Raw genomic sequence first — 13,634 nt, forward strand, 5'->3', positions numbered from 1 at the left:
CTGTGTGTGGTAACCACCAACCTAAGAGGTCTTCACCTATTCACGACGTAACCAACGTCCTGACTCAGTACACCTAGCTGCGGATGGTTGTTTTCATTTCGTCAGTGGCCTTCTTGCCGGCCTCGTCCGTGGACAAGCGTTCAAAGAGGACCTCTGAGGTGTACCGCTTGATGATCCCCTGGATGGCACCTGCACCCTTGGGCGGCGGGGCCGGAGCCTCTCCCAGTTCATCCTTGATCTCGTCGATGAACTTGACCACCTTGGTATCGGCCGGAGTCAGCTTGGGCGCGATGGCTGCACGGACATCCGAGTTAGGATAAACGCCGCGGTCCGCCAGGAGTGCCTCGCCGGCCTTCACATTGTTGGTGAGGAAATCGATGAACTTTGCCGCTTCCTGCGGGTGTTTGGTGCGTGAGGAGGCGGACCAGAACTGCGAGGCCTTATACCAAAGCTTCGCCTCATCGGCGGCACCGGCTTTGGAGGGGAAGCGCAGGATCTTCAGGTCGCCGCCGGAGGCCTTTTCCAGCGCCGGAGCCTGGTTGGACCACCAGAAGGCCATCGCGTTCTTTCCGGTTGCCAGGCCGCTCTGGTCCAGCGGCGCGGCATCAGCCTCCACCACTTCGGCAGCAGGCGGTACGGCCTTGTTTTGGCTCAACTGCTTCAGGAATGCCCACCAGCCGGCGATGTCGGCCGGTTCGAAGCCCAGCTTGCCATCAGGGGTGTAGAGCGACTTTCCGTTCTGTCGAAGCCACACACCCAGGGAGGCCTCGTCGGTTCCGTAGGCGGCCGAACCGTACGTACCTTTCGGGGACTTGGCAGTAATGTCGGCCGCGATGCGCCCAAAATCCTCCCAGGTCCACGTGGAGTCGTTCGGCAGTGGTACGCCGGCTGCCTGGAAGACCGCGGGGTTGGCCAGGATGGTGGCCGCGTTGATGCCAGCGGCAATACCGGTCAACCCCTTATCGCTCCTGCCTGCATTCAGCGCCGCCTCGTCAAGCTTTGAGGTGTCGATGCCGTACTTGGAGAGGTCAAGGAGCGCGCCTCGGCTCGAGTATTCGGTAATGTACTTTTCGTCCATCTGGATGACGTCGGGAGCATCGTTGGCCGCCGTCTGGGTGGCGAGTTTGTCCCAGTAGCCACTCCAGTCACCGAACTCCGGCTTGACCGTGATGTTGGGATTTTCGGCCTCGAACGCTGCGATGGCCGCCTGGGTCAACTGCGCCCGTTTGTCACCTCCCCACCAAGTGAAGCGAAGTTCCACTTTGCCGTCCGCGCTTTTCGGTGCTGCTCCTCCGCCGCAGGCGCTGAGGGCCAGGACGGCTGCCGTCGCGGCAGCAACCGCTATCGCCCATCGGACCCGGCCCTTCCCGGGACGGCGGGGCGCGCCTGGTGCGGGAGCCCTTGGGGGCTGATGTGCAGGCGCCGCGGGGCGGGGTGAACGTGGCACTGTGAACTCCGATCATCGTTGATCTGTCGGGGATGGGGGCTGAACTAAGGAAGGCGAAGCGTGAAAGCGCTTTCCATAACTAATAATACAAGCTTATAACTTGTAGAACAAGATGCTGGGCGCGTTGAAAGACTTGAGGCGACGGACCCCTTGTCACTAAGCGCGTTCGGCCTGGACCCCCAGGGCGCCGCACGGCCTGGAGACACCGCTTGTTGACGCACCAACAACCCTTTGTTAAGTTGAGAGAAACCGTTTTCTTGGTGGTTATGCCTCCCGTAGACAGCCGGCGCCACGGTCCATGAATACGCATTCCGAGGAAGGAGCCGGCCAATGAGCCCAACACCAAGGCCCAGCGCCATCGCCGGCTACGAGGACTGGCCGGCCTACGTGCGCAGCAAACCACGGCACCGGGCGTCGGCAGCGGCGGCTCAGGAACTATCGGACGCCCTGGGTGTACCGGGTCCGGTGGCACCGCCGGATGTGACGGTGCAATGGGAACGCACGCACGACGGCGCCACCACCTCCCAGCTCAGCTGGCAGTTGGGCTTTGGGCCCCGCACCACGGGCTGGCTGGTGCGGCCTGCCGGGCACCCAGGTCCCCTGCCGGGCGTCCTGGCACTGCACTGCCACGGCGGCAACAAGTTCGGCGGCGCGGACCGGCTGGTGGAGCTTCCCGATAACCATCCGTCAGCCGCATCCGCCCGTGCCGGGCACTACGACGGCCGCGCCCTGGCTACTGACACCGCCCGAAGGGGCTTCGTCGTCCTGGCCCATGACACCTTCACCTGGGGCAGCCGCCGCTTCGACCTCTCCTCAGCTCCATGGCGCACTGCAGCGGCAGCGGCGGCGCAGCACGCGCAATGGCGGGAGGACGGCGTCGCTCCTTCCGCCGCGGACGAATACAACGCGGCCGCGGGCTTCCACGAGGACACGATTGCCAAAGCGGCAGGGCTGCTGGGCACCAGCCTGGCAGGCATGGTGGCACATGACGACCTCGCCGCCCTGGAAGTCCTGGCCGCCCGGCCCGGCGTGGACCAGGACCGGCTGGGCTGCATCGGATTCTCCGGCGGAGGGGGCCGCTCGCTCACCCTGGCTGCCCTGAGCCCCCGGATCCGGGCCTCCGTGGTGGCATGCATGATGACCACCTTCGAATCCCTCTTCCCCGCCTACCTGGACGCACACTCGTGGCTGCTTCAGACTCCGGGCCTGTGGAAACTGGGCGACTGGCCGGAGCTTAGCGGCAGGTCGGCGGCGGCCCGGCTCCTGGTGCAGTACGCCCTTGCCGATGAGCTCTTTCCCGAGGACGGCATGCGCCAGGCGCACCAACTGCTGGAATCAATGCATGCCGGCACCGGCAGGTACACGGGCAGCTTTTGGCCCGGAGGCCACGTATTCACTGCTGCCATGCAGGACGAAGCCCTCCATTTCCTGGCGCAAGCCTTGGCCCCGCAACCCCTCCCCACCTCTCCCCAAGGACCCCGATGACCACACAGCATTCCACCGCCGCGGACCCGACGCACCAACAGGGCGCTGCTGCCTCCGTCCCGAGGGTGGCCCTTGTGGGCGTACATGGCTTCGGCGAACATCACCTCGCCAACCTGGCCCGGCTTGAAAAAACCGGCGCACTGGAACTGGTAGCTGTTGCCGATCCCAATCCGCCGCACCCCGGCACCCTCGCCGGGTCGGTCGCCGTATTCCCCGATTTCGCCGCGCTGCTGGCCGCCCGGCCGGGCGCCGACGTCGTCATTATTGCCACCCCGATCCAGACGCATGCCCCGCTGGCGGCCGCGGCGCTGGAAGCCGGAATGGACGTCTACGTCGAAAAGCCGCCGGTGGCGTCGCTGGCCCAGTTCGAGCAGGTCGTTGCTGCCGCGAACGGCAATGGCCGCCTGGTCCAGGTGGGCTTCCAGAGCCTGGGGTCCCACGCCTTGCCGGCCATCAGGGAGATGGTGGAGGCAGGGAACATCGGTACGGTCTTGGGCATCAGCGCCAGCGGCCAGTGGCTGCGGACCAAGGCATACTTCAAGCGGTCGCGCTGGGCCGGAAAACGCAACCTGGACGGCACGGACGTGGTGGATGGCGTGGCAACCAATGCGCTGGCCCACGCCGTTGCAACCGGGCTGCATCTGGCCGGGGCGCACACTGCTGCCGACGTCGCCTCCGTGGAAACTGACCTGTACCGGGCCAATGACACCGAAAGCGATGACACCTCCATCATCCGGGTCCGCACCGCGCCGGGAACCACGCTGTTGTGCGCCCTGACGCTCTGCGCGCCTGATCAGCTCGACCCCACCGTCACCGTGCACGGAACGCTGGGCGACATTACCCTTTCCTACACGAAAGACGAGGTGGTCATCACTACCCCGGACGGCGAGCGCCGGGAGTCGTACGGCCGGACCGACCTGCTGGAGAACCTGCTCGCCTCCCGCGCCACCGGCGTGCCGCTGCTGTGTGGGTTGGAGGATACCGGTGCGTTCACCACCGTGCTGGAGGCCATCCGCACTTCACCGGACCCGGCCCCGATAGGCGCCGAACACCTGGCCTGGGAAGGCGAGGGAGACGACGCCCACCCCGTGGTTCGCGGCATAGCGGACCTGATCCAGCGGGCCGTCAAGGCGCAGGCTACCTTCGCCGAACTGGGCGTCCCCTGGGCCCGCCACCTTCCGCCAGTCCACACGCTGAGCGTGGACGGCAGGCCCGTAGCCGAGTACCAGGACGGCAGCCATGTCCGTGCAGTCTCGTCCCCGCGCCCCTATCTGCACCCGGTCCGCACCCTGGGCGGCACCGTGGTCACGGGCCACCAGCCACTGGACCATGTGTGGCATCTGGGCGCCGGGGTGGCCCTGCAGGATGTGGACGGCGTGAACTTCTGGGGCGGACGCACCTACACCCGCGAAGCCGGCCAATACGTCTGGCGCCCGGACCACGGCACCATCACGGTCACCGGCACCACCGCCGGGCAGCATGATGCGCGCGAAGGCCGGCCCGGACGGCTGCAGGAGACCTTGAGCTGGAACGGCCCGGACGGCGCACCCATCCTCCTGGAGGAACGCACCTGGGCGTGGTCCGGCGTCGCGCCCGCCATCTGGCGCCTGTCCCTGGACTTCGCCCTCTCCCCCGCCGGAAACAAGCCTGTCAGCCTTGGCAGCCCGGGATCCAACGGCCGGTTCGGGGGCGGATACGGCGGGTTCTTCTGGCGCCTGCCCGCATGCGAAGGCGCCACGGTCTGGACGCCGGCAGGAAGCGGCGAGCCGGCAACGCACGGCAGCGTCGCGCGCTGGATCGCCTGGGCGGGAACGTTCGACGGCGGCCCGGCCACCTTGGTGTTCGTCGCCCCCAACGATGCTGCGGACCCGTGGTTCGTGCGGGTGGACGGCTACCCCGGCGTGGGGCAGTCCCTGGCCTGGGACTCACCTGTGATTGCCCGGCCAGGCAGCCCAGTGCGGCGCAGCATCACCGCTTTTGTGGCCGACGGAATCCTGGCCACGCCCGACGTCGAAACATTGATCCACCAGCAGGGAGACCCGTCATGAGCCAAACAACAACCACTGCCGCTCTCCGGCGGGAGCCGCGTGTGGCTCCAGGCGCGCCGGCAGACCGCGCCATCAAGCGGCGCCGGGTGCTGGACATCCTGGATGCCGCGGGCCGAGACTCCTTGCTCCTGACCACCACAACGGCCCTCTCCTGGTACCTGGACGGCAGCCGGGTGCACATCAGCCTGGCCGGTGATCCCATCGCCGCCCTCCTGGTGGACCGCGATGGCGACCATCTGGTGACGTTCAACAACGAAGCCGCCCGGATTGCTGCCGAAGAGCTGCCAGCCGGTGTTAACCTGCACACCGTCCCCTGGTACGGGGACCTGCACCAGGCTGCGGCCGCCGTCGGCAGTTCCACCGCTCCACCGCTGGCGGAGGCGGACGCTGCCGTACAACTGCGCGCCGCCCGGCAGCAGCTCCTCCCCGCGGAGAGCGCCCGCTACTCCCACCTGGGCGCGGAGCTGGCAGGCATCATGACGGACGTCCTGTCCGCCGCCCGGCCGGACACCACGGAATTCGAGCTCGCTTCAGCGCTTGCCGGGCGCGTGGTGGCGGCCGGTGCGGAGCCCCTGGTACTCCTCTGCAACGGCAGCTCCCGCAGCACCTTCCGCCACCCGCTGGCAACGCATTCCCCTCTCGGCAGGCGTGCCATGGCGGTGGCCTGCGCCCGCCGCGACGGCCTCATTGCCAACATCACCCGCTGGATCAGGTTCGACGCCGGCACCCCGGAAGAGCGCGACGCCGAGGCCCGCATCGCGGCAGTTGAGGCAGACATCTTCGACGCTACGGTTCCCGGCGCACGGCTGGACAGGATCTTCGCCGGGATCCAGGCCGCCTACGTCCGCCATGGTTTCGGGGCGGACCAATGGGAGCAGCACCATCAGGGCGGCCCTGCCGGTTACGCGGGCCGGGACCCCCGGGCGACGTCCGCCGCGACGGACACGGTGATCCTAAACCAGGCCTTCACCTGGAACCCGTCGGGTCCCGGGGTCAAGATCGAGGATACGGTGCAACTCACGGCGTCCGGACTGCAGGTCCTTACCGTGGACCCCCGCTGGCCGGTGGCCACCGTGAACGGGCTGGACCGGCCGGTGACGCTGCAGCTGTAACAAAGGTCGCAGGCAAGTACCCCGGAGCCGAACGGCTCCGGGGTTTTCTCCGTCTGACGCCCGCTCTCGACGCGCAAATTCACTGTCGACCCGCGCGTACCCTAACGCACCCCATATTTGGGCGCGTCCGGGAATCTGCGCGTCGGAGGAAAATTTGCGCGTCGCCAGGAGCCTCGCACCCCTACAACGCGCGCACAGTCATGGCGGTCTGCGGGAGCATTTGTACTCGTCCCGTATTCGGTGACCGAGCGTGTTACGGAAGCACCAGCTCCCCGTCCACGCGGCGCGGGATGTGCAGCGGGTTGCCGTCATGCAATGCCGGGTGCAAGACGGCTGCCGGGGCGTCCTGGTAGGCCACGGGGCGCTGGAACCTGCGGACCGCCGTCGCGCCCACCGAGGTGAAGAGCGACGTGGTGGCCGGGTACGGACCGCCGTGCTGCTGGGCCCAGTTGACGGCGACACCCGTGGGCCAACCGTCGAACAGTACACGTCCTGCGAGCCCGGACAGCTGCTCCACCAGCCCGGCAATGTCCTCGCCGGGCTGGGCGTGGAGCGTGGCCGTCAGGCTTCCCGGGACCGTGGCCAGCACTGCGGACAGCTCGTCCTGGTCCGCGTACTCGATGAGGATGGTGGTGGGGCCGAAGCACTCTTCGAGCAATTGTCCCGGATTGTCCAGCACCTTGGCGGCGGTGGTGGCGAAAACCACCGGGGCCGCACCGTTGGCGGCTGCGTCCTGGTCTACGGTGCCGCCCACCACGTCCACCCCGTCCACGGAGGCAAAGCTGCGCAGCCCGTCCGGGTACGCCTCCGCAATGCGCCTGGTAAGCATGGCATGGGCGGCCTTGTCCTTGCTGGCCTCCGCCACGCCTGCCGCGAAGGACGTTCCGGCGGGGATGAACACCAGGCCTGGCTTGGTGCAGAACTGGCCGGCACCAAGGGTGAAGGATCCTGCCAGTCCCGCGACGAGTTCCACGGAGCGCTCCCGCAGCGCGGCCGCCGTGATGACCACGGGGTTCAGGCTGCCCAGCTCCCCATAGAACGGGATGGGGTCCGGACGGGAGGTGGCGAGGTCGAACAGGGCACGGCCGCCGGGAATGGACCCGGTGAAGCCCACGGCCTTGATGGCGGGATCCTGCACCAGTGCCGTGCCCACCTCCCGGCCGCTGACCAGCGCGAACAGGCCTTCCGGTGCACCCGCCCCGCGCAGGGCCTCCGCGACGATGGCGGCGGTCCGTTCCGAAAGGCGGAGGTGGCCCGAGTGCGCCTTGACGATCACGGAACAGCCGACGGCGAGCGCCGAGGCGGTGTCGCCCCCGGCCACGGAGAAGGCAAAGGGAAAATTCGAGGCCGAGAACACCGCGACGGGGCCGATGGGCCGGAGGATGCGGCGCAGGTCGGGCTTGGGCGGGGCGGCTGAGGGGTCCGCGTGGTCGATGATCGCTTCGAGGTAGGAGCCCTCGGTGATGACGCCCGCGAACAGCCGCAGCTGGCCGGTGGTGCGCGCAACCTCCCCCGTCAGGCGTGGGACGCCCAGGCTGGTCTCGGCATCGGCGATCTCCACCAGTTCGGCGGCGTTGGCATCCAGCGCGTCGGCCACCGCGTTAAGCCATCCCGCACGCTCTGCATCAGATGCGGCCGCGGAGATCCTGGCTGCCGCCGTGGCGGCAGCGGTGAGTTCGGACAGGGAAAGTGTTGCTGTTGTCACGTGAGGTACCTGTTCTTTTGGAATTCTTGGCTACAAAGCGTCCCGGAAGCGGAACCCCAGTCCGGGCTGGTCCGTGAGGGTCACCCGGCTGTTACTGAACCGCACGGGCGCCGGCGCGTCCAGGATCCCCAGCTGTTCGAACGACGCCTCCTCGACGTCCTCCACCAGGGTGGGCTCCGCCAGCGTCAGCGCCAGCTGGCCGGAGAGTTCCGGCAGCAGGTGCGGCATGACCTTGATGCTGTGGGTACGGGCGAGCTCCACGATCCGCCGGAACGGGGTAATGCCGCCAACCCGGATGATGTTGGGCTGGATGATGTCCACCGCCTCCGCCTCGATGAAGTCGCGGAACCGGTAGATGGTGTGCAGATTTTCGCCGAGGGCGATGGGCACCGGTGAATGCTTGCGCAGCCTTCGGTAGGCCCACAGATCGTCCGCGCGGAGGGGTTCCTCCAGCCAGTCCAGCCCGAATTCGGCCAGGACCTCCAGAGCGCGCAGGGTGGTGGGCAGGTCCCAGCGCTGGTTGGCGTCGATCATGAGCCTGCGGTCCGGCCCCAGGACTGACCGCACTGCTGCCACGCGTTCGCGGTCCTCGCGGAGGTTCGGTTTGCCTACCTTGATCTTCACTGCCTGGTGGCCGGCCGCAACCCAGCGTTCGGTCTGTGCCACCAGCTCCTCCAGGGTGTAGTGCAGGTTCACGCCGGAGCCGTAGACCTCGGCTGACTCCTGCCGCTGGCCCAGGAGGCCGGTGACGGACGTCCCCGCGCGGCGTGCCTGCAGGTCCCACAGGGCAAGGTCCACCCCGGCCATCGCAATGGTGGTTAACCCTCCGCCGCCCGCTTCATGCAGTCGTTTCCACAGGGTGTCCCAGACAGCTTCGGGGTTCGCCGGCAGGCCGCTGACAAAGGGCGCGATGTCATAGTCCAGCAGCGCCTTGACCGCCTGCGGTCCGATGGTTGGCGTCCAGGAGAAACCGTGCCCCGCACCGCCGTCGTCCGTGTGAAGCTCCGTGACGATCACGTGGTTCTCCGGCGCCTCCACACCCCAGTGCCGGCGGAGTGGGACGGTCAGGAGCCGGGTGGACAGGCCTGTGATGCGTGGGGTGCTGCGCGTGGCCGCGGCCGCCGGGGCGCTCATCAATGCCCGGCCAGCTCGTAGCCCTTGGCGAGGATGGCCTTAAGCTCCAGTAGTTGGTCCTCCGTGGGATCCACCAGCGGCGGGCGTACCGACCCGACCGGCAGTCCACCCAGCCGCAGCCCGGCCTTGACCAGCGACACCCCGAACCCCGGAGTCTGGTCGCGCAGGCGCACCAGGGGTGCATAGAACCCTTCGAGCAGGGCGTTGCGGCGGTCCTCATCCCCGGACTCATAGGCATCGTAGTAGGCCTTCGCAATTTCCGGGGCCATGGCGAACGCCGCGGAGGAGTACAGCGGGATGCCCAGGCCGCGGTAGGCGCCCTGGGTCAGTTCAGCCGTGAGGAGTCCGTTGAAGAACGCGAAGTCCGTCCGGCCCGTTGCCTTGACAGCAGTCACGATTTCCTGGGCCAGGCCAACATCTCCCAGCCCGTCCTTGAAGCCAATGACCTTGGGGTTCGCGGCCAGCTTCGCCATGGACGCAGCGGTGAACTTGGCGTTCCCGCGGTGGTAGACAATGACCGGCAGGCTGCTGGCACCGGCGACAGCCTCGATGTAGGCCACCAGGCCGTCGGTGGGGCCGGTCACCAGGTAGGGCGGCAGCACCAGCAGGGCGTCGGCGCCGGCTTCCTCCGCGGCGCGGGCGGCGGCGAGGGCGTGGCCCAGCGGTCCACCGGCCCCGGCCACCACGGGGACCTTCCCGGCCACAACCTCGACGGCGGCCGCCACCACGGTGCGGACCTCATCGATGCTGAGGGCGTGGAATTCGCCGGTGCCGCAGGCAGGAAAGACGCCGCCGGGGCCGAAGGGCAGCCGGGAAGCGATGTGCTCCTTGAGCAGTTCCACGTCAACGGCGCCTTCGGCCGTGAACGGGGTGACGGGAAAGAACAGTACGCCGTCGAATTTCATGGTGTCTCCTTGCTCCCGCCGCTGGCAGTAACCAGCGCGGAAGCCTCGTCGTTGAGGGTGTGTCGGGACGTGAGTTCGGTGCGCCAGCTGCGCCGCGGCTGCCAGCCCAGGAGTTCCTCTGCCTTGGCGATGGAGAAGGCGGGACTGGTTCCGGTCAGGCCTGCACTCAGGGCTTCGCTGCCTGGCAGGAACCGGGGCATGAGCTCCGCAAGCGGCGCGGTTGCCAATGCGTCCGCGGCTCCGACGAAGAAGGTTTCCCCGTTGGGAATCTCGTCCATCTTTTGGAGCAGCAGGTCCAGGAAGTCCGCTACATCCCGCGCATCGACATAGTTGAACAGCGCCGGTGCAGAGAGGGCGGGGTCGGCGAGCCGTTCGGCGAGGGTGTGGCCCTGCTGCGTCGGGGCGCCTTCCCATTCTTCCGGGGAGATGACGAAGCAGGGGCGGAACGCGGCATAACGGGTCCTGTCCCCCTGGGCTGTGGCGAACATCTGCATGGTCTGCTCCGCGATGAGCTTGGACAGCGCGTAGGCGTTCCAGGGCTTCGGCGGCGTCCGTTCATCGAGCGGGAACGACGGCGGAAGCCAGCCCGCGGGCGAGCCGTAACCGAGCACGGTGGGGCTGCTGGCGGTAATGATTTTGGGCACCCCCACCTCCGTCGCCGCGCTGATCACGGCGAAGGCGAGCCGGGTGTTTGTGGCGAAAATGACGTCCTCCGGCGCACTGAACGGCACCGCAATCGCCGCAAGGTGGATGACGGCGTCGGGCTTTGCCTCCCGGAGGAGGCGCAGCGCCTCTCCAGGAGCCAGGAGGTCCGTGGTTTCCTGCACGACGCCGGGCGGCAGCAGTCCTGTGGGCACGGCCTCGCGGTCCACGGAGGTGATGTGGTGGCCGGCCTGGGCGAGGCCCGCCACCACGCTGCGTCCCAGGCGGCCGGAGCCGCCGGTGACAAGGATCCTGCTCATGGTGTCCCCTACCTGCCGCGGCGAAGGTCGACGCCGAGGTCCAAATCCTGGACGCGCACGGGCAAGGACGTTTCCAGGGACCGGTTGCCGGCAATACCCACGGACACCGAGCGCAGCCCGTCCAGGTATCCGGAGGGACGGCCCAGCGGGTCCTCGCCCGGGCCGTTGAAGAGGTCTGAGAGCAGGAGTTCGTCACCGCCGCCGTGGCCGCCTTCACCGTTGACGATCGGCACCTCGTACGCGGCCTCCCAGTGGCGCTGGACCACCAGCCGCTCACCGTTGCGGCGGACGGCGTCCTCTTCCTTCACCGGGGTTGCGGAAGGGTCCACGACGGTTTTCCGGTCGGCGCTGTGCACGACGGCAGCCCGTTCCACCACTTCAAGCTCGGCCCGGCCCTCGGTGCCGTTGACCGCTACCCGGTAGCCCTCCCACGGGCTGTGCGCGTTCAACGAATAGCTCAGGCGCGGCCCGCCCTGGTACTCCACCACCAGCGCCAGGTTGTCCTCAATGGTGATGCCCGCGGTGAAGACATCCTGGTCGCGGCGGTAGCCGTCGTAGTGTTCGTTGTCCAGGAAGAGCGCCTTGAGCCGCTCGTCCTCCCTCAGGTCCAGCGTGAACGGGTCCTTCGGGCCGGCGGGGGCATCGGCGTCGGGCGTTCCGCGCTCGGGACGGGGGCCCAACCCGCGTTCGGCGGCGTTCTGGTCGCCATAGAACTTCAGGCCGCCGGAGGCGAAGACCCGCTCCGGGACGTCGTCGATCCACCAGTTGACCAGGTCGAAGTGGTGGGAGGCCTTGTGGATGAGGAGGCCACCGGAGTTCTTCTTATCCCGGTGCCACCGCCGGAAGTAGTCCGCGCCGTGGACGGTATCCAGGACCCAGCTGAAGTCAACCGAGGTGACCTTGCCGATCACGCCGCTCTTGATGATTTCCTTGAGCGCGCTGTTGCGCGGCGAGTAGCGGTAGTTGAAGGTGACCACCACGTTCCGTCCGGTCTCGTGGACGGCCTCGACAATGCGGCGGCAGCTTTCGGCGTCAATGGTCAAGGGCTTTTCGACGACGACGTCCGCACCGGCCCGGAGCCCCTCCACGATGTAGTCGGCGTGGGTGTAATCGGGTGTGGTGACGATGATCCGGCCGATGCCGTTGGCTTGGATGAACGCTGTCAGGTCCGCGGGATCAAAGGACGCCACCGGTCCCGGCGCGCCCAGTTGCTGGATGAGCTTCTGGTAGAACTCCACGCGACCAGGGTTCACGTCCGAGAAGGCCACCAGTTCGGCGGTGTCCGCGTGCTTGCCGTAGATGGCACGGATGTACATCTCGGAACGGCCGCCCGTGCCGATCAGGGCGATGCGGGTCTTCCCGCCGTCCTTGGCAGTGGCCTGCGCGGCAGCTGCGGCCGACGTCGTCTCGGCTGTGTTGACCATGGGGTCCCTTTCGAAAGCTCATTTACGGCCGTGGGAACGGCGCCTGTGGTTTGGCGGCGGCACTCTGCTGCCCCGATTGGAAAGCAGGTGAGAAAGCGTTTTCTCGGTTGTCTATAAAAGTTGTACCAACCCGGCGAGGCATCCGTCAACCATTTCCGGTACTGGAGGAAAGCGCTTTCTTCCCAGCCGGCTCAGGTCCCCGGCCGCCGGGCGGGGAACATGGCTGGGAAAAGCATAGAAATCGCTTTCCTGCCCCCATATATGCTGTCATTCAAAGCAGGTTGCCATCGCGGCCGGCCGCCCGGACACCATCTGGTCGCGGCAGCCCCGGCGGATGGCGCGAACGAAGGGTTCCCATGGCCAGGAAATCGGCAAGCGGCCGGATCGGCATCGCTGATGTCGCAGCCAAGGCGGGGGTTTCCCATGCCACGGTCTCGCGTGTCATGAACGGCAACTTCACCGTGGACCCGGACATTGCCGCCAGGGTCCGTGCAGCCGCCGCCGAACTGAAATACCAGCCCAATCCCGTGGGCCGGAGCCTGGCCCTCGGCAAGACGGACACCATAGGGATTGTGGTGCCGGACCTGGCCAACCCCACCTTCCAGGCGATCCTCCGCGGCCTAAGCCGGGCAGCCGCCCAGGACGGTTACCGCGTGCTTATCGCGGATTCATTCGAAGTGTCCAGCGAGGAGTCCATCCTCGCAGGCGAGGCGCGCAGGCGCTGTGACGGACTGGTCCTGTGCGCTCCACGCATGACCGATGCGGAACTGGAGGAGATCGCACCCTCGCTGCACCCGCTGGTGCTGATCAACCGCACCACCTCCACGCCGAACGTACCCAGCCTGGTGGTGGACTACGGCCAGGGCGTCCAGGACATCGCGGGGCACCTTGTGGAGCTGGGCCACACCCGCCTGGCCTTCCTTGCGGGCCCGCCCCGCAGCGCCTCCAATGAGATGCGCCTCCAAGGCCTGGAAACGTTCAAGGCCGCCCACCCCGAGGTGGAGGTGACCATGCTGGACGGTGGCTCGGACTTCGACACCGGCCATGGGGCAGTGGATGCCGTCCTGGCAAGCGGGGCCACCGGAATCCTTGCCTTCAACGACCTGGTGGCCATGGGCCTGATGAGCGGCCTCCACGAACGCGGGCTGGACGTCCCCGGCGACATCTCGGTAACGGGCTTCGATGACATTCCCTTTGCCAGGTATACGACGCCGGCCCTCACCACCGGCGCGGTCCCCATCACCGAACTGGGAGAGCAGGCCTGGCAGCAGCTCCGGGCGTTGATCCGCAACGAGGCAACCGGCACCCCCGGCGGCCACTACCAGCCGCGGCTCGAAGTCCGGGCCAGCACGGGCCCCGCCAAGGCGCCCCGCAGCACGGTCCACGGCTAAGCCTTTCATTACGCTGCGCCC

Annotated in this window: 10 protein-coding genes; 4 read left to right on the forward strand and 6 right to left on the reverse strand. The window is 67.6% G+C overall.

Annotation, left to right across the window (positions count from 1 at the left end; all coding sequences use genetic code 11):
* Positions 1–73: 73 nt before the first annotated feature.
* A complete protein-coding gene (locus tag PV772_RS16600) occupies positions 74–1,345 on the reverse strand; it encodes an extracellular solute-binding protein (protein WP_347886888.1) in 1,272 nt (423 codons plus the stop codon).
* Between the two features lie 432 nt (positions 1,346–1,777).
* Here PV772_RS16600 and PV772_RS16605 point away from each other — a divergent pair, with 432 nt between their 5' ends.
* Genes PV772_RS16605 through PV772_RS16615 form a run of 3 tightly spaced genes read left to right on the forward strand, consistent with a single transcriptional unit; the run spans position 1,778 to position 6,092 of the window.
* Positions 1,778–2,932 (forward strand): acetylxylan esterase, encoded by a 1,155-nt coding sequence (locus PV772_RS16605; protein ID WP_347886864.1) that lies wholly within the window; start codon positions 1,778–1,780, stop codon positions 2,930–2,932.
* Complete coding sequence (locus tag PV772_RS16610) at positions 2,929–4,980, forward strand: DUF6807 family protein (RefSeq protein WP_347886865.1); 2,052 nt, start codon at positions 2,929–2,931, stop codon at positions 4,978–4,980. The genes PV772_RS16605 and PV772_RS16610 overlap by 4 nt, the downstream gene beginning before the upstream one ends.
* Entirely contained in the window at positions 4,977–6,092 is a 1,116-nt protein-coding gene (locus PV772_RS16615) for a M24 family metallopeptidase (protein WP_347886866.1), read from the forward strand. Before PV772_RS16610 ends, PV772_RS16615 begins: the two co-directional genes overlap by 4 nt.
* 253 nt (positions 6,093–6,345) lie before the next feature.
* Here PV772_RS16615 and PV772_RS16620 read toward each other — a convergent pair whose 3' ends face one another.
* Genes PV772_RS16620 through PV772_RS16640 form a run of 5 tightly spaced genes read right to left on the reverse strand, consistent with a single transcriptional unit; the run spans position 6,346 to position 12,222 of the window.
* A complete protein-coding gene (locus tag PV772_RS16620) occupies positions 6,346–7,797 on the reverse strand; it encodes an aldehyde dehydrogenase (NADP(+)) (RefSeq protein WP_347886867.1) in 1,452 nt (483 codons plus the stop codon).
* 30 nt (positions 7,798–7,827) lie between these two features.
* Positions 7,828–8,931 carry a mandelate racemase/muconate lactonizing enzyme family protein gene (locus PV772_RS16625; RefSeq protein ID WP_347886868.1) on the reverse strand — a complete coding sequence of 368 codons (1,104 nt, stop codon included), beginning with the start codon at positions 8,929–8,931 and terminating at the stop codon, positions 7,828–7,830.
* On the reverse strand, positions 8,931–9,836 hold the full coding sequence (locus PV772_RS16630; RefSeq protein ID WP_307359664.1) for a 5-dehydro-4-deoxyglucarate dehydratase: 906 nt from the start codon (positions 9,834–9,836) through the stop codon (positions 8,931–8,933). Before PV772_RS16630 ends, PV772_RS16625 begins: the two co-directional genes overlap by 1 nt.
* Positions 9,833–10,798 carry an NAD(P)-dependent oxidoreductase gene (locus PV772_RS16635; protein ID WP_347886869.1) on the reverse strand — a complete coding sequence of 322 codons (966 nt, stop codon included), beginning with the start codon at positions 10,796–10,798 and terminating at the stop codon, positions 9,833–9,835. Before PV772_RS16635 ends, PV772_RS16630 begins: the two co-directional genes overlap by 4 nt.
* Before the next feature lie 8 nt (positions 10,799–10,806).
* On the reverse strand, positions 10,807–12,222 hold the full coding sequence (locus PV772_RS16640) for a Gfo/Idh/MocA family oxidoreductase (protein WP_347886870.1): 1,416 nt from the start codon (positions 12,220–12,222) through the stop codon (positions 10,807–10,809).
* A gap of 356 nt (positions 12,223–12,578) precedes the next feature.
* On the opposite strand from PV772_RS16640, the gene PV772_RS16645 reads away from it, so the two are divergent.
* On the forward strand, positions 12,579–13,613 hold the full coding sequence (locus PV772_RS16645) for a LacI family DNA-binding transcriptional regulator (protein WP_141159399.1): 1,035 nt from the start codon (positions 12,579–12,581) through the stop codon (positions 13,611–13,613).
* Positions 13,614–13,634 lie beyond the last annotated feature (21 nt).

Source organism: Pseudarthrobacter sp. CC12 (assembly GCF_039907755.1).
In the GTDB taxonomy this organism is placed as follows: Bacteria; Actinomycetota; Actinomycetes; order Actinomycetales; family Micrococcaceae; genus Arthrobacter; species Arthrobacter niigatensis.